Origin of the sequence: Enterobacter sp. N18-03635 (genome assembly GCF_004006055.1) — a bacterium.
Lineage (GTDB): Bacteria > Pseudomonadota > Gammaproteobacteria > Enterobacterales > Enterobacteriaceae > Enterobacter > Enterobacter vonholyi.
Genome location: NZ_CP034769.1, coordinates 3,117,883 through 3,138,629, shown reverse-complemented (window position 1 = coordinate 3,138,629; position 20,747 = coordinate 3,117,883). Strand labels below are relative to the sequence as shown.

The following is a 20,747-nucleotide window of genomic DNA, read 5'->3' as shown; positions in this document are numbered from 1 at the left end:
CCAACTCATTTAATGGATTTATGATTGATGTCGGTATTAAAGAAAAACAGCGCCAGACAGCGTGACCAGGAGCGCGCGCGACTCATCTGGCTCCTCACGACCGATAAAGCGGTCACTTCTACGCTATTAGGCAAACTCACCCTGGCTGAGCAATATGATGTCGGCACTCTGGCCGACGATATTGCTGAGGTAGGTGCGCTGGTTGCTCACTTACCCCCGCCGGATCTGGCGGACACCCTTGAAGCGCTTCCCTCGGAAGAACGTCACGCCCTCTGGCGTCTGGTACAGGATCACGAGCGCGGACAGGTGCTGCTTGAGGCCTCCGAAAACGTCTGGGACGACCTGATCGACGAGATGAGCGACCGGGATATTCTTGACGCTCTGCAAACGCTGGATATCGACGAGCAGATTTACCTCGTTCAGCACCTGCCGCGAAACCTGACCGGTCGCCTGCTGGCGTCACTGCCTGCGGAGGAGCGGGCGCGCGTGCGTCAGGTGATGCACTACGAGAAAAACAGCGTCGGCGCGATCATGGAGTTCGGCGTTATCACGGTGCGACCGGACGTGACGCTCGGTACCGTGCAGCGCTATCTGCGTCGCCTGGGCAAAATGCCGGACAACACCGATAAGCTGTTTGTCACCTCCCGGGACAAAACCCTGCTCGGCGAGCTGGAGCTGAAAACCATCCTGCTCAACAGCACCCAGCGGAAGGTGAGCGAGGTGATGGAAAACGAGCCGATGGTCTTCTCCCCGGAGGACGATGCGGAAAAAGCGGCGCGTACCTTCGAGCGTGATGACCTCGTCAGTGCCGCCGTCGTGGACTCCGTTGGCAAACTGATGGGGCGTCTGACCATCGACGAGATCGTTGACGTCGTTTATGAAGAAACCGACAACGACCTGCGTGCGCTGGGGGGGATCAGCGCGGGAGATGACGTCCATGCTTCGGTCGGCAAGGCGGTGAAAACGCGCTGGGCGTGGCTGGCCATTAACCTGTGTACCGCGTTTATCGCCTCCCGCGTGATTGACGGCTTTGAACACACTATTTCGCAGCTGGTGGCGCTGGCCTCGCTGATGCCGATTGTGGCCGGGATTGGCGGTAATACCGGCAATCAGACTATCACGATGATTGTTCGCGCGCTGGCGCTGGAGAATATTCAGCCCGGCAACTTCGCCTTTCTGATCTTCAGAGAGATGGGTGTGGCGTTGATCAACGGCCTGGTCTGGGGCGGCATTATGGGGGGCATCACCTGGTGGCTGTATGACGATATGGCGTTAGGCGGAGTGATGATGCTGGCGATGGTGCTGAATCTGCTGGTGGCATCGATGATGGGCGTTATTATCCCGTTGACCATGACCAAACTGGGTCGCGATCCCGCGGTGGGGTCGAGCGTGATGATCACCGCCATCACCGATACCGGCGGTTTCTTTATTTTTCTTGGGCTGGCGACGATTTTTCTGCTTTAAGCCGACGCTTAATGCGGGCGGGAAGCAGCACCATGACGATAATCCCGCCCAGCACGCCAATCGCCAGATTGCCGGTTGATACCGTGGCGGCAACGGTCACCAGCATGACGACCGTTTCTGCAATCGGGGCCGTTTTCAGCGTGGCTGGCTGAAGGCTGTGCCAGCTGAAGGTTTTGACGGCGACGATCGCCATAATGCCCGCCAGCACCGCCATCGGGATGTTGGCCATCACGTCGCTGAGCGCCGTCACCAGGATTAGCAGCACGATGCCCGCAGCGAAGGTTGAAATGCGGCTTCGGCCTTTCCCCATCTCCACGTTAACGATGGTTTGTCCTATCATCGCGCAGCCTGCTATACCACCGTAAAATCCGGCCAGAATATTGCCGACGCCTAATCCAATGCTTTCGCGGCGTTTACCTGACGGTGTCGCGGTCAGCTCATCCACCAGCTTTGCCGTGAGCAGGGACTCCAGCAGGCCGACAAAGGCGATGCTCAACGCGCACGGCCAGATGATGCTCAGCGTCTGTACATTGAGGGGGACCAGAAGTTCACTAAGTCCCGGCAAACCGCCGCTCATTGAGCCTTCATCGCCCACGGTCGGCAGGCTTTGCCCGGTTGAAACGGTAAACAAGGTTAACAGCACAATCGCAATCAGCGGGGAAGGGATGCTTTTGATATAGCGCGGCACCCAGAGCACGATCAGCAGCGTCAGCACGAACAGGCCCACAATCAGCGGGCTTCGGCTCCAGAAATGCGGCACCTGAGCTAAGAAGATCAAAATGCCCAGGGCGTTAACAAACCCGGTCATGACCGACTGGGGAATAAAGCGCATTAGCCTTGCCATGCCCAGCACGCCAAACAGAATCTGAATCACGCCAGCCATGAGCACGGCGGGAAGAATGTACTGCACGCCGTGCTGATGCACCATCGGGCCAATGACCAGCGCCACGGAACCGGCCGCTGCCGTGACCATCGCCGGACGACCACCGAGTACGGACAGGGCGAGACACAGCACTACGGAAGCGATCAGGCTGACCTTCGGGTCAACGCCCGCCACCACCGAAAACGAGATGACTTCGGGGATCAGAGCCAGGGCGGTAATCACGCCTGCCAGCGTTTCGCGCGTCAGCTTCTTAGGGGAACGCAGCACGTTGGCTACGCGCTCTTCGGGGGATACAGCAGAATGGGGTAAGGACATAACAGTTCGCTGGTTAGGGCAGGCTTCCGTGCGCGCGATCACAAAACGCAACATACTAGCCAGTAAAACCGCGCTTTACCAGACGCATCGCTAATTCCTCACAAACAATCCATCATTAAATTTCACAATTACAATAATTTCGTAACCTTTAAACAATATTTAAAAGTTGTTACCGTGCCCCCGCAGCTTTTTTCACCTGCAATTTCCACGCATCAAGCACTTTTACACTAAGGCATAAATTATGAAAAAAATGACTGCCATGCTCTTTTCTCTGGCCGTGGGGCTTAACACCGTCTCCATGGCGGCGAAAGCTGACGCACCAAAAGAGCAGGAAACGGACGTCCTTTTAATCGGTGGCGGGATCATGAGCGCCACGCTGGGAACCTATCTGCAAGAACTGCAGCCGGACTGGTCTATGACCATGGTCGAGCGCCTTGATGGCGTGGCGCAGGAGAGTTCGAACGGCTGGAATAACGCCGGTACCGGCCATTCGGCACTCATGGAACTGAACTATACGCCGCAGAAAAAGGACGGTTCCATTAGTATCGAGAAGGCAGTAGAAATCAACGAAGCATTCCAGGTTTCTCGCCAGTTCTGGTCTCATCAGGTCAACAGCGGCGTGCTGCACGACCCGCACTCCTTCATCAACACCGTGCCGCACATGAGCTTTGTGTGGGGCGAGCAGAACGTCAACTTCCTGCGCGCGCGCTACGCCGCTCTGCAGCAGAGCACGCTGTTCCGCGGGATGAAATACTCTGAAGACCACGCGCAGATTAAAGAGTGGGCTCCGCTGGTCATGGAAGGTCGTGACCCGAACCAGAAAGTGGCGGCGACCCGTACCGAAATTGGTACTGACGTTAACTACGGCGAAATTACCCGTCAGCTGGTGACGTCTCTGAAGAAAAAAGAGAACTTCAATCTGCAGCTCAGCACCGAAGTGCGCGGTTTCAAGCGCAACGCGGATAATAGCTGGAGCGTGACCGTTGCCGATCTGAAAAACAATGAAGCTGAACACGTCATCAAGGCGAAGTTTGTCTTCATCGGTGCGGGCGGCGCGGCGCTGAAGCTGCTGCAGGAGTCCGGTATTCCGGAAGCTGACGACTACGCGGGCTTCCCGGTCGGCGGTCAGTTCCTGGTGTCCGATAACCCGGAAGTGGTGAATCGTCATCTGGCAAAAGTGTATGGTCAGGCTTCCGTGGGCGCGCCGCCAATGTCCGTTCCGCACATTGACACCCGTATGCTTGACGGCAAACGCGTGGTGCTGTTTGGACCGTTCGCGACCTTCTCCACTAAATTCCTGAAAAACGGCTCCCTGTGGGATCTGCTGAGCGCAACCACCACCTCTAATGTCAAGCCGATGATGGACGTGGGTCTGGATAACTTCGATCTGGTGAAATACCTGATTAGCCAGGTGATGCTCTCTGACGACGACCGTTTCGAAGCGCTGAAAGAGTACTATCCTCATGCGAAGAAAGAAGACTGGCGTCTGTGGCAGGCGGGTCAGCGCGTGCAGATTATCAAGCGCGATCCGAAAGAGGGCGGCGTGCTGCGTCTGGGTACCGAAGTGGTGAGCGATAAGGATGGCACAATCGCCGCGCTGCTGGGCGCGTCACCGGGTGCGTCTACCGCTGCGCCAATCATGCTGCACCTGATGGAAAAAGTGTTTAAAGATAAAGTCGCCAGTCCGGAATGGCAGGCGAAGCTGAAAACCATTATTCCATCCTACGGCACGAAGCTGAACGGTAACGTGGACGCGACGGAGCAGGAGCTGGAATACACCAGCCGCGTACTGCAGCTGCAGTACATCAAACCGCAGGCTGCGGATGCTGCGCCGAAAGCGGAGCTGAAGCCTCAGCCGGAAAACAAACCGGTTGCGGATATCGCGCTGTAAGGTAAAAGCAAAACGGCAACATAGGTTGCCGTTTTTGCTGTTTTCCCCCTCTCCCGGTGGGAGAGGGCTGGGGTGAGGGCACCAGAGCGCACTCGACCTGGTTTTAACGTACTACCGCTTGTCCGACATTCTCATCGGCCTTCCACACGCGATATTTAACGTCGACATTTTCAGGCGTATAAACCACGATCGGCAACTTGCTGTTGTAGCGCAGCAGGCTATTGTCGCCCAGATAAGCAGTCACAAATTTCTTCTCTTTCTTGCCGTCCGGGCAGGCCATCATGGTGGAGACCGGAGAGGCTACTTTATCAAAGACGTAGTAGTCGTAACCCCAGCCTTCCAGCGTTTTGCTTTCCAGCTGACCGCCCAGACGATGCTGGTTGCAATCCACTTCCAGCGTCTTGCCAATCAACAGCTCCACTTTGAAATTCGCTTCATCCTGCTGTGCCGGTAGCTGGATCACCTGACGCTTCATCCTTTTATCCGCTTTCGGGTACGGGGCGACTTTTTCCAGCGGCTGCTCTTTAGGTGTTTCGCTGGCGAAAGCACTGGTGCTGACACATGCGGCGGCGATGAGTGCGATGGCAAATTTAGGTGCGTTTTTCATTGTCATTCCTTTATGTCAAAACGATCCTGCACAGGTTAACATATCAATTATGAATGATTGGTGTTATTTACTTACATTTTCAATATGGATAGCGAAATAAACCACATATTTGCCACTTAAGTAGAGATTTGTACTGACATGGAGTCCGGCAGGCGTTTGTGTTATTTTAGACCCTCTTTAATGTTATTCATCTGTAAAAGGGAAGAGAGATGGTTCGTGCAAAACTGAAAACGCCTGAAGGCCGCAAGTTCCTCCTGGCGCTGCTGGTTGTGTTTATGATTGCTGCCGCGTGCGTGGGGCGGGCCACGATTGTTGGCGTTATCGAACAGTACAACATTCCTCTCTCTGCCTGGACAACCAGCATGTATGTCCTGCAGTCGGCGATGATCTTTGTCTACAGCCTGGTGTTCACCGTTCTGCTGGCCATCCCGCTGGGCATTTTCTTCCTGGGCGGACGTGATAAACACTAGACGCCGATTTGCGATATCGAAGCCATCCTGCGGGGTGGCTTTTTTATGTCAAATAATTTTTATTCGCATTTCCAGGATATTCTGTTTCGAACAAGACAGTGCAACATGAAGCAGGAGATGCGCAATGTTATCCCGGTTTGCAACGCTCAGCCGGATCCCGAAAGGAGTCTGGGTGGTGGGCGGCGTCAGTATGTTAATGGATATCTCCTCGGAGATTATCCACAGCCTGCTGCCGCTGTTTATGGTGACGACGCTGGGCGCCAGCGTTATTTTCATTGGTTTGATTGAAGGTCTGGCTGAAGCTACGGCGCTGTTTATCAAGGTGTTTTCCGGCGCCATCAGTGACTATCTGGGCAAGCGTAAAGGACTGGCGGTTCTGGGCTACGGTCTTGGCGCATTGAGTAAACCGTTGTTCGCTATCGCCTCTTCTTCCGGCATGATCCTTGGGGCGCGCTTAATCGACCGGGTCGGGAAGGGGATACGGGGAGCGCCGCGCGATGCGCTGGTTGCTGATGTTACGCCGCCGGAACTTCGCGGCGCGGCCTTTGGGCTGCGTCAGTCGATGGACACCGTCGGCGCATTTCTCGGGCCGCTGCTGGCCGTAGGATTAATGCTGCTGTGGAACGATGATTTCCGCACGATTTTCTGGATCGCGGTGATCCCCGGCGTGCTCGCCGTGGCGCTGCTTTTCTTCGGCCTGCATGAGCCGAAAACGCCCGTCGAACATAAACGCACGAACCCCATCAAAAAAGAGAACCTCAGGCGTCTCGGGAAAGGCTGCTGGTGGGTCATTGGCCTGGGGGCCATCTTCACGCTCGCACGCTTCAGTGAAGCATTTCTTGTGCTGCGCGCACAGCAGTCGGGGGTGCCGCTGGCGCTGATCCCGCTGGTGATGGTGGCCATGAATCTGCTCTATTTCCTCTCTGCCTATCCGTTTGGCAAGTTATCGGACGGGATGAGCCACACCCGATTACTGCAGTGGGGCCTGGTGATGCTGATTGGGGCAGATATTGTGCTGGCGCTGAGCACCCACTGGGCTGGAATGCTTCTGGGCGTCGCGTTTTGGGGAGTACATATGGGTATGACCCAGGGATTACTGGCGGCAATGATCGCTAAAACCGCACCGCCCGATCTGCGCGGCACTGCTTTCGGTATTTTTAGTCTGGTCAGCGGCGTGGGATTATTAATCGCCAGCGTGGGAGCCGGCGCGATATGGGAAACGTTTGGCGCGGAATATACGTTTTATGCCGGAGCGGTGATTTGTCTGGCTACGCTGGTGTATCTGCGCAAAACCCCGGACGAGGCGAAATAAAAAAACCAGCCATCAGGCTGGTTTTCAGTATGTTTTTGGTCGGCACGAGAGGATTTGAACCTCCGACCCCCGACACCCCATGACGGTGCGCTACCAGGCTGCGCTACGTGCCGACGCATAAAAAGAATACTACTCGATTCCGTTTTGAATGCAAGGGAATCTGTCGCTAACTGGTTTATTATTAATCAGTTAGCGATGAAGCGCTTCTCATCCGTCAGGACCTGCAGCAGCAGGCTCAGCTGCGGTTTCTGGTCTTTCAACCGTTCACCCTGCAGATTATACGTCTGATAATTCCCGTTACTGTTCAGCACCAGCGTCAGCTTCGGTGTGGTCACCACCAGCGTGTCATTCCCGGCAGCCGTGACCCAGTTATGGCGGCGCGCAGCGCTGAAGAGATCCTGTCCCTGCGAATACTCGTTCGCTGGCGTGCTGACATGCAGCAGGCGTTGCATCAGGGTAGTCATCACATCTTTATGCTCGGTAAGCATATTGATGCGCTGTGCCGGGGTGCCAGGCCAGTGGATCACCAGCGGAACCTGCAGGTTCGGGCGTGACCAGCTCATGCTCTTCGTCTCGTCACCTAACGGGACGCCATGGCCTGCGGTCACGATCACCACGGTGTTATCCAGCTTGCCGGACTCACGTAGCGCGTCAAGCACGCGGCCAATCTGCGCATCAACATCACCCGCCGCGCGGCCGTAGCGGCGCGCGAAATCACTCTTATTGCTGTTAGCAAGCGTTGTGCCGTTAAAGGCAACCCATGAGAACCAGCGGTTATCTTCCTGCGCGTAGCGCTGAAGCCAGTTTATCCATTGGCCGGCGGTCTGCGCATCGGACTGATTTTGTGCCGCTGGCAGTGAGAAATCGGATAGTAGTGCCTGGCGGTAGAGCGGGCTGTTAAAGCCATCTGATGAGAACAACCCTAACTGATAGCCCTGCTGATTCAGCCCGGTGATCAGCGCCGCAGGCGTGCGGGTAGAGAGTACGCCGTCCATGTATCCGGCTGAAATGCCATAGAAGAGGCCAAAGATGCCCGCGTCGGTTGTGTTACCGGAGCTCATATGCTGAGTAAACGAGACGTTTTGACTCGCGAAATCGGCCAGCACAGGCATCTGCTTCTCGTAACGGGAATAGTTCAGGCCATCAACGGTGATCAGCAGGACGTTTTGCCCGCGCCCCATATCGCGATAGCGTAGATCGCTCAGAGGATACTGCACGCTGACGGCTTCCGGATTACCCTGCTCGATAAGACGGCGCTGGTACTCCTGAGCGTCAAGCAGGCCGTGTTTCTCGAGGAAACGACGGGCCGTCATCGGGTACGAGAGCGGCAGGTTCGCGCGCTGCATGGTAATAGGGCGATAGAAGTTTGCATCCGCCCAGATATACATGATGTGCGAACTGATAAAGGAGACGAAAAAGAGCGCGGCGACGGGCTTCGCGTAATGGCGTCGCCGGGTCAGGCTGCGGAGCTTTTGCCAGCTCCACGTCGCAAACAGCATCTCAATCAACAGGATCACCGGGACGCTGATAAACATCAGCTGCCAGTCACGGGCCGTTTCGTTCTGGTCGGGGTTAATCACCAGTTCCCAGACGATGGGGTTAAGATGCAGGTGGAAGCGGGTGAACACTTCACTGTCGATAAGCAGCAGCGTCATCCCCACCGTCGCGAGGATGGCGGATAAGAACCGCATCAGACGCTGCGACATGACGATAAACGTCAGGGGGAACAGGATCAGCAGATAGGTGGCGAAAACCAAAAAGCTAAAGTGACCGACAACGCTTATCCAGGAGTAGACACGCCCGGTTAGCGTTGTTGGCCAGTCTGCGACAAACAGATAACGACAGCCAATGACCGTCGCCAACAGAATGTTGAACAGGGCAAACCAGTGCCCCCAGCTGACCATCTGGGAGACTTTTTCACGGTAGCGCTGACGATTCGTCACCATAAACTGTTGTTCGTATCCCTTAATGGGCCGGGTCGTTGCTGACGGACGACTGTAAAGCCTGGGCGAAAGATTTTGCGATCGCCTGACGCTGAGCCGGAGCAACGCTGGTGTTAATCAGGTTGGTGACCATATTTCCCAAAACCATCAGGGAGAGATCGGTCGGCGTTTTATGTTTTTCCAGTACGTTGACCAGCTCACTGAGCAGTTGTTCAACGTGTTCATCACTGTAGCGGGAATGTTGTGGCATAAATCAAAATCAGTTTGTTGATGAAAGGGCAACATATTACCGTAGCAACAGCTTTTTTTCCCCTTTTTTATCTGTTGTTGCACACATGTCCTGGTGGTGGTTGAATACCGCCCGGTCTAAAAGGAGAGTTTATCATGAGTCTGGAAATCAACCAGATTGCCTTGCACCAGCTTATCAAGCGTGATGAGCAAACCCTTGAAGTGGTGCTGCGCGATTCGTTACTGGAACCCACGGCGACCGTGGTGGAGATGATGGCAGAGCTGCATCGCGTCTACAGCGCCAAAAATAAAGCCTATGGTCTTTTCAGCGAAGACAGCGAACTGGCCGATAGCCTGCGCCTGCAGCGCCAGGGTGAAGAGGATTTCCTGGCGTTTAGCCGTGCGGCAACCGGGCGTCTGCGCGACGAGCTGGCTAAATATCCGTTCGCCGACGGCGGGATTGTCTTGTTCTGCCACTACCGCTATCTGGCGGTCGAGTATCTGCTGGTTACCGTGCTGAATAACTTAAGCAGCATGCGCGTGAACGAGCAGCTGGATATCAGCTCGACGCATTATCTGGACATTAACCATGCGGATATCGTGGCGCGTATTGATTTGACCGAGTGGGAAACCAACCCGGAGTCGACCCGCTACCTGACTTTCCTGAAGGGACGCGTGGGCCGCAAAGTGGCGGATTTCTTTATGGACTTCCTCGGTGCCAGTGAAGGGCTTAACGCCAAAGCGCAGAACAAAGGGCTGCTCCAGGCGGTTGACGATTTCACAGCAGAAGCGCAGCTCGATAAATCTGAGCGCCAGACGGTGCGTCAGCAGGTTTACAGCTACTGCAACGAACAGCTGCAGGCAGGGGAAGAGATTGAGCTGGAGTCGCTGTCAAAAGAGCTGGCGGGCGTCAGCGAAGTCAGCTTCCAGGAATTTACCGCAGAAAAGGGCTATGAGCTTGAAGAGAGCTTCCCGGCGGATCGCAGCACGCTGCGTCAGTTAACCAAGTTTGCCGGCAGCGGCGGTGGGTTAACCATTAACTTTGATGCGATGCTGCTGGGTGAACGTATCTTCTGGGATCCGGCCACCGATACGCTGACCATTAAGGGCACGCCGCCGAATCTGCGCGATCAGCTTCAGCGCCGCACCTCGGGCGGTAAATAGCAGGCACAAAAAACCCCGCAGAAGCGGGGTTTTTTTCGACAGGTTTGCGATTACGCGCGAACGAAGTCGATGTGAGTCAGTTTTGGCTTGAACGCGTGACGCTGAACAGCCTGAACTTTCACTTTTTCTTCTTTACCGCCAACAACGATGGTCAGAACTTCGCTGTAGAATTCAGCTTTGGTCTGCAGGTTCCACAGTTTGTCGTGATCCAGTTCGATTGCAACTGGAGCAGCTTCGCCACCGTAAACGATAGCCGGGAACTTGTTAGCGGTACGCAGGCGGCGGCTCGCACCCTTACCCTGCACGTTACGTACTTCTGCTTCGATAGTAAACATTGATTTCTCTCTGTATTTAAAACCCTACTACAGGCGACCCAGCAGCAGGTGAGTGTTCTGCCTCACGGATGTGAAGCGGGCGGCATTTTATACTCAAATGCCCCCCACATCAATGAAAAGTCCCGCTAACCGCGCAATTCGTTGGCGCGACGGAAGCGACCTTCGTAGTCAAAGAGTTTCTCGCGCACCTGCCAGAACTGGCCTTTTTTGCGGGCGACGACAAAATCCGGATGGCGCAATAGCACCTGCTGGCGCACGATATCCGCCACGGTGATCCAGCGCAGGGGCACCCCCGGGGTGCGGGTGTGCGGGCGAATAAACAGCTGTTCGAAGGCCGTTCGCTGGGCAGGCGTCTGGAGCCGGAAGCGCTCGCTGACGTCCGCCCCGTCTTCATCGTAATAGGTGATTTTCAGCCATTCGCCTTTTTCATCGGCGCCGGGCTGCAACGCCATGCCGGAACAGCGCAGCACCAGCGCATCTTTCAGCTTTAATGCCGCTTTCAGCATGTCGTCCGGGTCAACCAGCACCGTGTCGCATTCCCGACAGCGGCGAGCGGCAATGTCGTTTTCGGCGTTGCACTGCGGGCAGTTTTTAAACCGGAAGCGGAAATCGCACTGCTCGCGATGCCCGTCATCATCTTCAAACCAGCCCTGACAGCGGCGGCCAAAATGTTCGATCAGCGTGCCGTCGGCGGTGGTTTTGCCCCAGAAGGTGTTGGCAAACCCGCAGGCAGGGCAAAAGACCTGCACGGGCACGTTGTCGCTTTTTCCTTTTGGCGCGCCGACCTCAGGCGTATAGAGATCGTGCGGGTTACCGGCATAATCCAGAATCAGGCAGTCGGTTTTCCCCGGCGCCAGACGCAGGCCGCGGCCAACAATTTGCTGATACAGACTGACCGATTCGGTCGGGCGCAAGATAGCGATCAGGTCGACGTGCGGGGCGTCAAAGCCGGTGGTCAAAACCGACACGTTAACCAGATAGCGGAACTGCTGGGCTTTAAAGGCCTCAATCAGGCGGTCGCGCTCCGGGCCGGGCGTCTCGCCGGTGATGAGCGCCGCGTCGCCGGAGGGCAGTAACCCGGTGATTTCTCGCGCGTGCTCAACGGTGGCGGCAAAGATCATCACCCCTTTGCGCGTCGCGGCGAACTCTTCAATCTGGCTGATGATATGCGGCGTAATGCGCTTTTGCTTTTTCAGCTCCTGGTTAAGATCCGCTTCGCTGAATAACCCGTTGCTCTGCGCCTGCAGGCGGCTGAAATCATACTGCACCACCGGCATATCCAGCCGTTCAGGTGGCGTCAGGTAGCCATGTTTAATCATGTAGCGCAGCGGAAGCTCGTAGATGCAGTCGCTAAACAGAGCCTTGTCATCGCCGCGCACCATGCCGTGATAATGGTAACGGTAGATCCAGCCTTTCCCCAGGCGAAACGGGGTCGCCGTCAGGCCCAGCAGGCGCAGGTGAGGGTTCACGTCTTTCAGGTGCGACAGGATTTGCTGATACTGACTGTCGTCGTCATCGCTGATGCGGTGACACTCATCGACAATCAGCAGCGAAAATTCGCTGCGAAACAGGTCCAGATTGCGCGCCACCGACTGCACGCTGCCAAAGACCACTTTGCCGTGGCTCTCTTTACGCTTCAGCCCGGCAGCGAAAATATCGGCTTCCAGCCCAAGCGCACAATATTTGGCATGGTTTTGCGCGACGAGCTCTTTAACGTGCGCCAGCACCAGCACGCGGCCGCGGGCCAGACGCGCCAGTTCGGCAATGACCAGGCTTTTGCCTGCGCCGGTTGGGAGCACAATCGCCGCCGGCTCGCGATGTTTACGGAACCAGGCGAGGGTGGCGTCAACGGCTTCCTGCTGATAGGGACGAAGTGTAAAAGTCATGGGGTCTCGGTTTCGTTATTCCGCACATAGTATGCCACGAAACTTTTTCCCTTGAGTGGCGCAACCAGACCATTATACTGAACCGTTCCAGACTGCTTCTTTTTTCGGACCTGTTGTCCGACTTCCTGCACCATTAAGGCTAAAAAGATTTCATGCGACTTGATAAGTTTATCGCTCAGCAACTCGGCGTAAGCCGCGCTATTGCCGGGCGCGAAATTCGCGCCAGCCGCGTTACCGTGGATGGCGACATTGTGAGAGACAGCGCGTTCAAACTGCAACCTGACCATCAGGTGGAGTATGACGGCAATCCGCTGACCCAGCAGCACGGTCCGCGCTACTTCATGCTCAATAAGCCGGAAGGCTACGTCTGCTCAACGGACGATCCGGATCACCCGACGGTGCTCTATTTCCTCGACGAGCCGGTGGCGCACAAGCTGCACGCCGCAGGTCGACTCGATATCGACACCACCGGGCTGGTGCTGATGACCGACGACGGTCAGTGGTCGCACCGCATCACCTCTCCACGCCACCACTGCGAGAAAACCTATCTCGTGACGCTGGAGTCACCGGTGTCGGATGACACGGCAGAGCACTTCGCGAAAGGCGTTCAGCTGCATAATGAAAAAGATCTGACCAAACCGGCGGTGCTCGAAGTCATCACCCCGACGGAGGTCCGCCTGACCATCAGCGAAGGGCGCTACCATCAGGTGAAACGTATGTTTGCCGCGGTGGGGAACCACGTTGTTGGCCTGCATCGCGAACGGATTGGTGCGATTGAACTCGATCCCGACCTGGCGCCTGGCGAATATCGCCCGTTAACGGAAGAAGAGATCGCCAGCGTCGGTCTGCCTTCGCACTAATTTCAGGAGAACTCTGTGACCACCAGGCCACACTCGTCGTTCAAAATCGTCTTCATTCTTGGCCTGCTGGCCATGCTGATGCCGCTGTCTATCGATATGTACCTGCCCGCGCTGCCGGTCATTTCCGCGCAGTTTGGCGTTCCGGCGGGCAGCGCGCAGATGACGCTCAGCACCTATATTCTCGGCTTTGCCCTCGGCCAGCTGTTTTATGGCCCGATGGCCGACAGCCTTGGACGCAAGCCGGTCATTCTGGGCGGGACGCTGGTCTTTGCCGCCGCAGCGGTTGCCTGCGCGCTGGCGCAGACTATCGATCATCTGATTATCATGCGTTTCTTCCACGGTCTGGCGGCGGCAGCGGCAAGCGTGGTGATTAACGCCCTGATGCGCGATATCTACCCCAAAGAAGAGTTCTCCCGCATGATGTCGTTTGTCATGCTGGTGACGACGATTGCGCCGCTGGTGGCCCCAATGGCCGGTGGTGCGGTGCTGGTGTGGTTCAGCTGGCATGTGATTTTCTGGATCCTGGCCCTGGCCGCGCTGCTGGCCTCCGCGATGATCTTCTTCTTTATTAATGAAACGCTTCCCGTCGAGCGCCGCCAGAAGTTTCACATCCGTACCACCATCGGCAACTTTGCCTCGCTGTTTCGCCACAAGCGCGTGCTCAGCTATATGCTAGCAAGCGGGTTCAGCTTCGCCGGAATGTTCTCCTTCCTGAGCGCCGGGCCGTTTGTCTATATAGAGCTGAACCACGTTTCGCCGCAGCACTTCGGCTATTACTTTGCGCTTAACATCGTCTTCCTGTTCATCATGACTATCATCAACAGCCGCTTTGTCCGGCGGGTGGGGGCGCTGAACATGTTCCGCGCCGGGCTGTGGATCCAGTTTGTGATGGCGATCTGGCTGGTGGTGAGCGCGTTTCTGGGCGTGGGCTTCTGGGCGCTGGTGGTCGGCGTGGCGGCCTTTGTTGGCTGCGTGTCGATGGTGTCGTCCAATGCGATGGCGGTGATCCTGGATGAGTTTCCGCACATGGCAGGAACCGCATCATCTCTGGCAGGGACGTTCCGCTTCGGCATCGGCGCTATCGTCGGGGCGTTGCTTTCGATGGCCACCTTTACGACGGCATGGCCCATGCTGTGGGCGATGGCTTTTTGCGCAACCAGCTCGATACTCTTCTATCTTTACGCCAGTCGACCGCGAAAAGCGGACCACTAAAACGCAGAGAAGGCCCGGAAGGGCCTTTTTTGTTGATGCATATCAACCAAACCCCCGTTCGTTTATTCCGTGTTTGTTTATTTTATGTAAAATCTATTTGTGTAAAAAGTCACATCATTGTATTCAAAAAGGTTGAGTTAGATCGCAGAAACGGGTACATATAGCGCCGACGCGAGCCTGAATACCGATAAAAAAGTGCTGAATAGTGCAGGCTGGCGATGATGTGTTACTATAAATGTAAATAAATTGTGAAGTAAATTTTGCTTCCGGGGAACGAACGTGAATACATTACAACTTTCTATTGTCCATCGCTTGCCCCAGAGCTATCGCTGGTCGGCGGGTTTTGCTGGTTCGAAAGTTGAACCGATTCCGCAAAACGTCGCGGGCTGTGAAAATTGCCTGGTGGCGCTCAAGCTGCTGAGCCCGAGCGACGAAAATGCCTGGCGGGTGATGGAGCGTCTCAGTCAGGCCCTGACGGATATCGAAGTGGACAGCTCCGTGCTGGAGTGCGAAGGTGAGCCGTGCCTGTTTGTGAAAAGCCAGGACGAGTTTGCTGCTACCTGCCGCCTGAAAAATTTTGGCGTTGCTATTGCAGAGCCTTTCTCCGGCCAGTATCCATTCTGAGCGCTAGTCTGACGACAACAGCTGGCGCGTGTAGCGCTGCGTTGGCGCGCTAAATACGCGCTGGCAATCACCCTGCTCGACCACCTCTCCCTGACGCAACACAATCACCTGATGGCATAGCGCCCGCACCACCTGTAAATCATGGCTGATAAAGATATAGGCCAGCCGGTGCTTTTCCTGTAACCCTTTCAGCAGCGCCAGGATCTGCGCCTGTACGGTCCTGTCCAGCGATGACGTCGGTTCATCCAGAATAATCAGCTCCGGTTTCAGGATCAGCGCGCGGGCAATGGCGATACGCTGGCGCTGCCCACCGGAAAATTCCGCAGGGTAGCGGTGGCGCGTCTCGGGATCTAGACCCACTTCGGTCATGACCCGCATGACCTCCTGCTCGCGTTGCTGCGTGCTCAGGCCGGGCTGATGGACGCGCAGACCCTCTTCGATAATCTGTAACACGCTGAGCCGTGGGTTAAGCGAGGAGTTGGGATCCTGAAACACCACCTGCATGCGGGGGCGCACGGGCAGCATCTGGCGGCGGTTCCAGCGGTGCAGCGGCATATCGTCAAAGAGGATTCCCCCCTGCGAGGCGATTAAGCGCAGCAGCGCCAGACCGGTGGTGCTTTTACCCGAGCCGGATTCGCCCACCAGCCCCAGTGATTCACCCGGGCGCAGCGAGAAGCGGAGGTTTTTCAGCACCGGGTTGCGATCGACAATGCGGCGCAGAATACCTTTGCGGATCGGGAACGAGACGGACAGATCCTCAACGCGCAGCAGCGGCGTGCTGTCCGCATCGAGAGGAACCGGGTCGCCGGAGGGTTCGCTGTCGAGCAGGCGCTGCGTATAGGGGTGCTGTGGGGCACTCAGCAGCGCGGACGCCGTATTCTGTTCAACACAGCGTCCGTTTTGCATCACCGCGACGCTGTCGGCCAGCTTTCTCACAATGCTCAGGTTGTGCGTGATAAACAGCAGGCTCATGTTCAGCTCGTCACGCAGATCCCGCAGCAGCGTCAATATTTGCGCCTGTACCGTCACGTCCAGAGCCGTTGTGGGCTCGTCGGCAATCAACAGTTCGGGGCGCGTCAGCAGGGCCATGGCGATCATCACGCGCTGGCGTTCGCCGCCGGAGAGCTGATGCGGAAAATCATTCAGCCGTTTGGGCGCATTGCGTATGCCTGTGCGTTCAAGACAATCCAGAATTTCTCCCCGCGCGGCCTCTTTGCGCATCCCTCGGTGCAGGGAGAGCACTTCATAAAGCTGTTTTTCGAGGCTGTGCAGAGGGTTAAGTGAAACCATCGGCTCCTGGAAGATCATCGCGATTTTGTTGCCGCGAATGCCGCGCAGGGTATGTTCGTCGGCATGCAGCAGCGAACGGCCGTGAAAAAGAATGTCCCCTTGCGGATAGCTCACCGGCGGAGAAGGCAGCAGCCGCAGGATGGAGAGCGCCGAAACGCTCTTGCCTGAACCCGACTCACCCACCAGGGCCAGCGTTTCCCCGGGCTGGATCTGCAGCGATAAATCGTTGACCACGGTGCGCGTCTCACCCTGCTTTGAAAAAGCAATCGACAGGTTATCAATACTCAGAAGAGGCTGGGTCATCTTATACCGCCTTGTTCGGATCAAAGGCATCCCGCACGGCTTCGCCAATAAAAATCAGCAGCGACAGCAGCACGGCCACGGAAAGAAAGGCGGCGATGCCTAACCACGGCGCCTGGAGGTTGTTCTTACCCTGCAGCAGCAGTTCGCCAAGCGACGGGGAACCCAGCGGTAGCCCGAAACCGAGAAAATCCAGCGAGGTGAGGGTGGTGATGGAGCTGCACAGAATAAACGGCAGGAAGGTGAGCGTTGCCACCACGGCGTTAGGCAGCATATGGCGGAAGATGATACTCCGGTCGCTAACGCCAAGCGCCTGCGCGGCGCGGATATAGTCGAAATTGCGGGTGCGCAGAAACTCCGCCCGCACCACGCCGACCAGCGCCATCCAGCCGAACAGGACGGTGATGCCTAATAGCCACCAGAAGTTCGGCTGCACCACGCTGGAAAGCAGGATGATCAGAAAAAGCGTTGGCATACCAGACCAGACTTCGATGATACGCTGGCCCCACAGGTCAATTTTCCCGCCGTAGTAACCCTGAACGGCGCCCGCCACAACGCCCATCACGCTGGAGAAGAGCGTCAGCATCAGCCCAAAGAGAAGCGATATTCGCGTGCCGTACAGGATGCGTGCCAGCACGTCGCCGCCGTTAGCATCCGTTCCCAGCCAGTTTTGCGCGGAGGGCGGGGAAGGGAAGGGGGTCGTGGTAGCGAAGTTTATACTGTTTGCGCCAAAGCGCACCGGCGCCCAGAGCGCCCAGCCGTGCTGCTCAATCTGCTGGCGAAGCCACGGATCCTGATATTCCGCCCGTGTCGCAAACGGGCCGCCAAAGTCGCTTTCGCTGTAGCTGGCGATGACCGGCACGTACCAGCGATCGTTAAAATGCACCAGCAGCGGCTTGTCGTTGGCGATCAGCTCCGAACACATGCTTAAGGCAAACAGCACGGCAAAAATCCACAGCGACCAGTAGCCGCGGCGGTTGTGGCGAAAACGGGCCCAGCGGGCCTGATTGACGGGGCTTAAACGCGGCATCAGCGGCCCTCAAAATCGATTCGGGGATCGACCAGCGTATAGCTGATATCACTGATGATATTCAGCAGCAGGCCAATCAGGGTGAAAATATAGAGTGTGCCAAACATCACCGGATAATCGCGCGATACGGTAGCCTCATAGCCCAGCAGCCCCAGTCCGTTGAGCGAGAACATGACCTCTATCAACAGCGAGCCGGTAAAAAACATGCCGATGAACGTGGCCGGAAACCCGGCGATTACCAGCAGCATGGCGTTGCGGAACACGTGTTTCCACATGATCTGCTTCTCGCTCACGCCCTTGGCGCGGGCAGTAACAACGTACTGCTTACGAATTTCATCGAGAAAGGCGTTTTTGGTCAACATGGTCAGGGCCGCAAACCCGCCAATGACCGTGGCCAGAACCGGCAGTGTGATATGCCAGAGGTAGTCCGTGATTTTCTGATACCACGGCAGGGAACTGAAATCGGCGGAGACCAGCCCCCGCAGCGGGAAGAGGTCAAAATAACTTCCCCCGGCAAAAAAGACGATCAGCAGGACGGCAAACAGAAACGCCGGGATGGCATAGCCGATGATAATGAACGTGCTACTCCAGATATCGAAACGGCTACCGTTATACACCGCTTTGCGGATCCCAAGCGGTATAGAGACCAGATAGATAATCAGCGTTCCCCACAGCCCCAGCGTGATCGAAACCGGCAGGCTTTGCTTGATCAGCGTTAACACTGACGCACTGCGAAACAGGCTATCGCCAAAATCAAAGCGGATGTAATCCCAGAGCATTTTGAAATAGCGCTCGTGAATCGGTTTGTCAAAGCCGTAGCGGTGGGTGATCTCGGCGATCACTTCCGGATCCAGCCCGCGTCCGCCGCGATAATGGCTTTCACTGATATTCCCTACGCCGGTTCGCGCATGGCTTGCGCCCATGCCTTCACCGCCGCCGCCGGGCATGCCGCCGCTGTTGCCAAATTCAATGGCGGCAATCGCCTGATCGACCGGGCCGCCGGGAGCAATTTGCACGATAAAAAAGTTAATCGTGATGATGGCCCACAGGGTGGGGATGACCAGCAGGAGACGACGGATAAGATAGGCACCCATGATGATTCCTTATCGCCGCTCAGCGGGAAGTCTGGCGGCTTTGTTAACGTCATACCACCAGGTATCAAAGCCCAGGGAGTAGACAGGGCGCACGGCAGGCACGGAGAACTTATCCCAGCGCGCAAGGCGATCTTCGCCCATATACCACATCGGCAGCATGTAGTAGTTCCAGGTTAAGACCCTGTCGAGGGCGCGCCCGAGCGGCAGGAGCTTTTCTTTATCCCCTTGCGCCGCCACGATTTTCGCAATCAGCGCGTCAATCGCCGGGCTTTTTACCCCCGGCGCATTGTACGAGGAGTCGATGTAGCTGGAGGCCCAGGAGATTTGCAGGTCCGAGCTGGGCCATGGTTGGGCGGGCCACAGGCGCTGCATCATGTCGTAATCACGGCTGCGCATGCGGCTGGTGATCTGCGCGTTATCCACCTGGCGAATGTTCATGGTCACACCCAGCCGCTCAAGATTGTGCTTAAACGGCAGCACCCACTGGTCGTTGCCCCCGGACGAGAGCAGCAGCTCAAAGCTGAGTGGCTTGCCCGTTTTGGCATCAACACGTTTTTGATTCTTCAGATGCCAGCCCGCGTCATCCAGCAGCTTGCTGGCTTTGAGCAGGTTGTCGCGGTCGTAACCGTCACCGTTTGAAGCCGGCGGCTGAAACACCGTTGTAAACACCTCTGGCGGTACCTCTGCTTTAAGGGGGGCCAGCAGAATCAGCTCGTCGGCTTTCGGGTAATCGCGCGCGGCATATTCCGTGTTCTGGAAATAGCTGTTGGCGCGGCTGTAAGCCCCGTAAAACAGCGCTTTGTTCATCCACTCAAAATCAAAGGCCAGGGAGATGGCTTCCCGCACCCGGCGGTCATTAAATACCGGACGCTGAATATTAAACGCCAGCCATCGCGTGTCTTGCGCAGACTCATTTTTATGCTCGTCTTTGACGATATAGCCTTTGGCGAAATTTTTGCCGATATAGCGGGTCGCCCAGTTTTTGGCGCTGCTCTCGACCCGCAAATCGAAGGCCCCCGCTTTGAACGCTTCAAACGCCACGTTATCGTCAAGGTAGTAATCATAGCGAAGGGTGTCGAAGTTCCAGCGTCCGCGGTTTACCGGCAGATTGGCTGCCCAGTAGTCTTTGACGCGGGAATAGACGACATATTGCCCCATGCGCCAGTCGGTGATGCGGTAGGGGCCGCCAGCCAGAGGAGGCGTGGAAAGCGGGTCGCTCAGCTTGTGGCTTTTCCAGAACGATTCCGGCATCACCGGCAGCGAGAACAGGCTGAGCATGTTCTCTTTATTTGGTTCGCTCAGCTCGATGCGCACGGTAAGCGGCGCAATGGCTCTGACCGACGCGCCTTTATACACGATGCGGAACTGGGGAACGCCTTCGGTCATAAATTTATGAAAGGTGAACGCAACGTCGCTGGCCTTAACCGGCGTACCGTCATGAAAACGAGCTCGAGGGTTAAGGGAGATCTCCGCCCAGGCGAAGTTATCGGCGTAACGCACGTTCTCGGCAATAAGCGGATAGTAGCTGCCGGGCTCGTCATCGGAGGTGACAAAGAGCGTATCGTAAAGCGATTCCGTCCGCGCGGCCGCCACGCCGCGCAGGGCGAAGCGGTTGAAGTTGTCGAAGGTTCCCGTGGCGGAAAGCGTGACCTTTCCGCCCTTCGGCGCGGCAGGGTTGACGTAATCGAAGTGCGTAAAATTGACCGCGTATTTCGGCTCGCCAATCACCGCGAAGGCGATATTTTCTTTGATGACTTGCGCCTGGCTGGACAGGCTCGTGAATGCCAACATCAGCAACATAAAGCGCATAAGCATCTCGCGGCAGCTCCCTCTTTACAG

Annotated in this window: 18 protein-coding genes and 1 tRNA gene; 8 read left to right on the top strand and 11 right to left on the bottom strand. The window is 56.5% G+C overall.

Features of this window, described 5'->3' with window-relative positions; genetic code table 11:
- The first annotated feature begins 27 nt into the window (after nucleotides 1-27).
- Nucleotides 28-1,464 carry a magnesium transporter gene (mgtE, locus tag ELK40_RS15650; protein WP_127731748.1) on the top strand — a complete coding sequence of 479 codons (1,437 nt, stop codon included), beginning with the start codon at nucleotides 28-30 and terminating at the stop codon, nucleotides 1,462-1,464.
- Here the strand turns inward: mgtE and ELK40_RS15645 are convergent.
- Nucleotides 1,427-2,716 (bottom strand): SulP family inorganic anion transporter, encoded by a 1,290-nt coding sequence (locus ELK40_RS15645; RefSeq protein WP_127731746.1) that lies wholly within the window; start codon nucleotides 2,714-2,716, stop codon nucleotides 1,427-1,429. The genes mgtE and ELK40_RS15645 overlap by 38 nt on opposite strands.
- Before the next feature lie 187 nt (nucleotides 2,717-2,903).
- On the opposite strand from ELK40_RS15645, the gene mqo reads away from it, so the two are divergent.
- Nucleotides 2,904-4,553 carry a malate dehydrogenase (quinone) gene (gene mqo, locus ELK40_RS15640; RefSeq protein WP_127731744.1) on the top strand — a complete coding sequence of 550 codons (1,650 nt, stop codon included), beginning with the start codon at nucleotides 2,904-2,906 and terminating at the stop codon, nucleotides 4,551-4,553.
- 103 nt (nucleotides 4,554-4,656) lie between these two features.
- On the opposite strand, the gene eco is transcribed toward mqo, so the two are convergent.
- Nucleotides 4,657-5,160, bottom strand: a complete 504-nt coding sequence (gene eco / locus ELK40_RS15635; RefSeq protein ID WP_127731742.1) for a serine protease inhibitor ecotin — start codon at nucleotides 5,158-5,160, stop codon at nucleotides 4,657-4,659.
- A 209-nt stretch (nucleotides 5,161-5,369) separates the two neighbouring features.
- Here eco and ELK40_RS15630 point away from each other — a divergent pair, with 209 nt between their 5' ends.
- Complete coding sequence (locus ELK40_RS15630; protein WP_010433451.1) at nucleotides 5,370-5,630, top strand: DUF2534 family protein; 261 nt, start codon at nucleotides 5,370-5,372, stop codon at nucleotides 5,628-5,630.
- Nucleotides 5,631-5,754: 124 nt separating this feature from the next.
- Entirely contained in the window at nucleotides 5,755-6,942 is a 1,188-nt protein-coding gene (locus ELK40_RS15625) for an MFS transporter (protein WP_115875869.1), read from the top strand.
- A 36-nt stretch (nucleotides 6,943-6,978) separates the two neighbouring features.
- Here ELK40_RS15625 and ELK40_RS15620 read toward each other — a convergent pair.
- From ELK40_RS15620 to ELK40_RS15610, 3 genes are all read right to left on the bottom strand, one after another.
- A tRNA-Pro gene (locus ELK40_RS15620) sits at nucleotides 6,979-7,055 on the bottom strand.
- Between the two features lie 72 nt (nucleotides 7,056-7,127).
- The gene (gene yejM, locus ELK40_RS15615) at nucleotides 7,128-8,888 is read right to left on the bottom strand and encodes an LPS biosynthesis-modulating metalloenzyme YejM (RefSeq protein WP_115875868.1); all 1,761 of its coding nucleotides are present in this window, start codon (nucleotides 8,886-8,888) and stop codon (nucleotides 7,128-7,130) included.
- Between the two features lie 19 nt (nucleotides 8,889-8,907).
- A complete protein-coding gene (locus ELK40_RS15610; protein ID WP_008500958.1) occupies nucleotides 8,908-9,135 on the bottom strand; it encodes a YejL family protein in 228 nt (75 codons plus the stop codon).
- Nucleotides 9,136-9,269: 134 nt separating this feature from the next.
- Between ELK40_RS15610 and yejK the strand changes: the two genes are divergently transcribed.
- Nucleotides 9,270-10,277 (top strand): nucleoid-associated protein YejK, encoded by a 1,008-nt coding sequence (yejK, locus tag ELK40_RS15605; protein ID WP_109845346.1) that lies wholly within the window; start codon nucleotides 9,270-9,272, stop codon nucleotides 10,275-10,277.
- Between the two features lie 50 nt (nucleotides 10,278-10,327).
- Here yejK and rplY read toward each other — a convergent pair whose 3' ends face one another.
- Nucleotides 10,328-10,612, bottom strand: a complete 285-nt coding sequence (gene rplY, locus ELK40_RS15600) for a 50S ribosomal protein L25 (protein WP_008500956.1) — start codon at nucleotides 10,610-10,612, stop codon at nucleotides 10,328-10,330.
- A gap of 125 nt (nucleotides 10,613-10,737) precedes the next feature.
- The gene (locus ELK40_RS15595) at nucleotides 10,738-12,498 is read right to left on the bottom strand and encodes a DEAD/DEAH box helicase (protein ID WP_127731740.1); all 1,761 of its coding nucleotides are present in this window, start codon (nucleotides 12,496-12,498) and stop codon (nucleotides 10,738-10,740) included.
- Nucleotides 12,499-12,650: 152 nt separating this feature from the next.
- On the opposite strand from ELK40_RS15595, the gene rsuA reads away from it, so the two are divergent.
- The 3 genes from rsuA to ELK40_RS15580 all read left to right on the top strand — a co-directional run bounded on the left by rsuA (nucleotide 12,651) and on the right by ELK40_RS15580 (nucleotide 15,194).
- Nucleotides 12,651-13,358 (top strand): 16S rRNA pseudouridine(516) synthase RsuA, encoded by a 708-nt coding sequence (rsuA, locus tag ELK40_RS15590; RefSeq protein WP_021241522.1) that lies wholly within the window; start codon nucleotides 12,651-12,653, stop codon nucleotides 13,356-13,358.
- 15 nt (nucleotides 13,359-13,373) lie between these two features.
- Nucleotides 13,374-14,570 (top strand): Bcr/CflA family multidrug efflux MFS transporter, encoded by a 1,197-nt coding sequence (locus ELK40_RS15585; protein WP_127731738.1) that lies wholly within the window; start codon nucleotides 13,374-13,376, stop codon nucleotides 14,568-14,570.
- A 279-nt stretch (nucleotides 14,571-14,849) separates the two neighbouring features.
- Nucleotides 14,850-15,194, top strand: a complete 345-nt coding sequence (locus ELK40_RS15580; RefSeq protein WP_008500952.1) for a YejG family protein — start codon at nucleotides 14,850-14,852, stop codon at nucleotides 15,192-15,194.
- Nucleotides 15,195-15,197: 3 nt separating this feature from the next.
- On the opposite strand, the gene yejF is transcribed toward ELK40_RS15580, so the two are convergent.
- From yejF to ELK40_RS15560, 4 genes are read right to left on the bottom strand one after another with little or no spacing between them, the layout of a single operon-like run.
- Nucleotides 15,198-16,787: a microcin C ABC transporter ATP-binding protein YejF gene (gene yejF, locus ELK40_RS15575; RefSeq protein WP_127731736.1), complete on the bottom strand. Its 1,590-nt coding sequence runs from the start codon at nucleotides 16,785-16,787 to the stop codon at nucleotides 15,198-15,200.
- 1 nt (nucleotide 16,788) lies between these two features.
- Nucleotides 16,789-17,814, bottom strand: a complete 1,026-nt coding sequence (locus ELK40_RS15570) for an ABC transporter permease (protein ID WP_115875865.1) — start codon at nucleotides 17,812-17,814, stop codon at nucleotides 16,789-16,791.
- A complete protein-coding gene (locus tag ELK40_RS15565; protein ID WP_029740961.1) occupies nucleotides 17,814-18,908 on the bottom strand; it encodes a microcin C ABC transporter permease YejB in 1,095 nt (364 codons plus the stop codon). Before ELK40_RS15565 ends, ELK40_RS15570 begins: the two co-directional genes overlap by 1 nt.
- A 9-nt stretch (nucleotides 18,909-18,917) precedes the next feature.
- Nucleotides 18,918-20,723 carry an extracellular solute-binding protein gene (locus tag ELK40_RS15560; protein ID WP_127731734.1) on the bottom strand — a complete coding sequence of 602 codons (1,806 nt, stop codon included), beginning with the start codon at nucleotides 20,721-20,723 and terminating at the stop codon, nucleotides 18,918-18,920.
- Between the last annotated feature and the right edge of the window lie 24 nt (nucleotides 20,724-20,747).

Coding starts and splice junctions, on each gene's coding strand:
- mgtE (WP_127731748.1), top strand. CDS start 28: ATGTCGGTATTAAAGAAAAACAGCGCCAGACAGCGTGACCAGGAGCGC.
- ELK40_RS15645 (WP_127731746.1), bottom strand. CDS start 2,716: ATGTTGCGTTTTGTGATCGCGCGCACGGAAGCCTGCCCTAACCAGCGA.
- mqo (WP_127731744.1), top strand. CDS start 2,904: ATGAAAAAAATGACTGCCATGCTCTTTTCTCTGGCCGTGGGGCTTAAC.
- eco (WP_127731742.1), bottom strand. CDS start 5,160: ATGAAAAACGCACCTAAATTTGCCATCGCACTCATCGCCGCCGCATGT.
- ELK40_RS15630 (WP_010433451.1), top strand. CDS start 5,370: ATGGTTCGTGCAAAACTGAAAACGCCTGAAGGCCGCAAGTTCCTCCTG.
- ELK40_RS15625 (WP_115875869.1), top strand. CDS start 5,755: ATGTTATCCCGGTTTGCAACGCTCAGCCGGATCCCGAAAGGAGTCTGG.
- yejM (WP_115875868.1), bottom strand. CDS start 8,888: ATGGTGACGAATCGTCAGCGCTACCGTGAAAAAGTCTCCCAGATGGTC.
- ELK40_RS15610 (WP_008500958.1), bottom strand. CDS start 9,135: ATGCCACAACATTCCCGCTACAGTGATGAACACGTTGAACAACTGCTC.
- yejK (WP_109845346.1), top strand. CDS start 9,270: ATGAGTCTGGAAATCAACCAGATTGCCTTGCACCAGCTTATCAAGCGT.
- rplY (WP_008500956.1), bottom strand. CDS start 10,612: ATGTTTACTATCGAAGCAGAAGTACGTAACGTGCAGGGTAAGGGTGCG.
- ELK40_RS15595 (WP_127731740.1), bottom strand. CDS start 12,498: ATGACTTTTACACTTCGTCCCTATCAGCAGGAAGCCGTTGACGCCACC.
- rsuA (WP_021241522.1), top strand. CDS start 12,651: ATGCGACTTGATAAGTTTATCGCTCAGCAACTCGGCGTAAGCCGCGCT.
- yejF (WP_127731736.1), bottom strand. CDS start 16,787: ATGACCCAGCCTCTTCTGAGTATTGATAACCTGTCGATTGCTTTTTCA.
- ELK40_RS15570 (WP_115875865.1), bottom strand. CDS start 17,814: ATGCCGCGTTTAAGCCCCGTCAATCAGGCCCGCTGGGCCCGTTTTCGC.
- ELK40_RS15565 (WP_029740961.1), bottom strand. CDS start 18,908: ATGGGTGCCTATCTTATCCGTCGTCTCCTGCTGGTCATCCCCACCCTG.
- ELK40_RS15560 (WP_127731734.1), bottom strand. CDS start 20,723: ATGCTTATGCGCTTTATGTTGCTGATGTTGGCATTCACGAGCCTGTCC.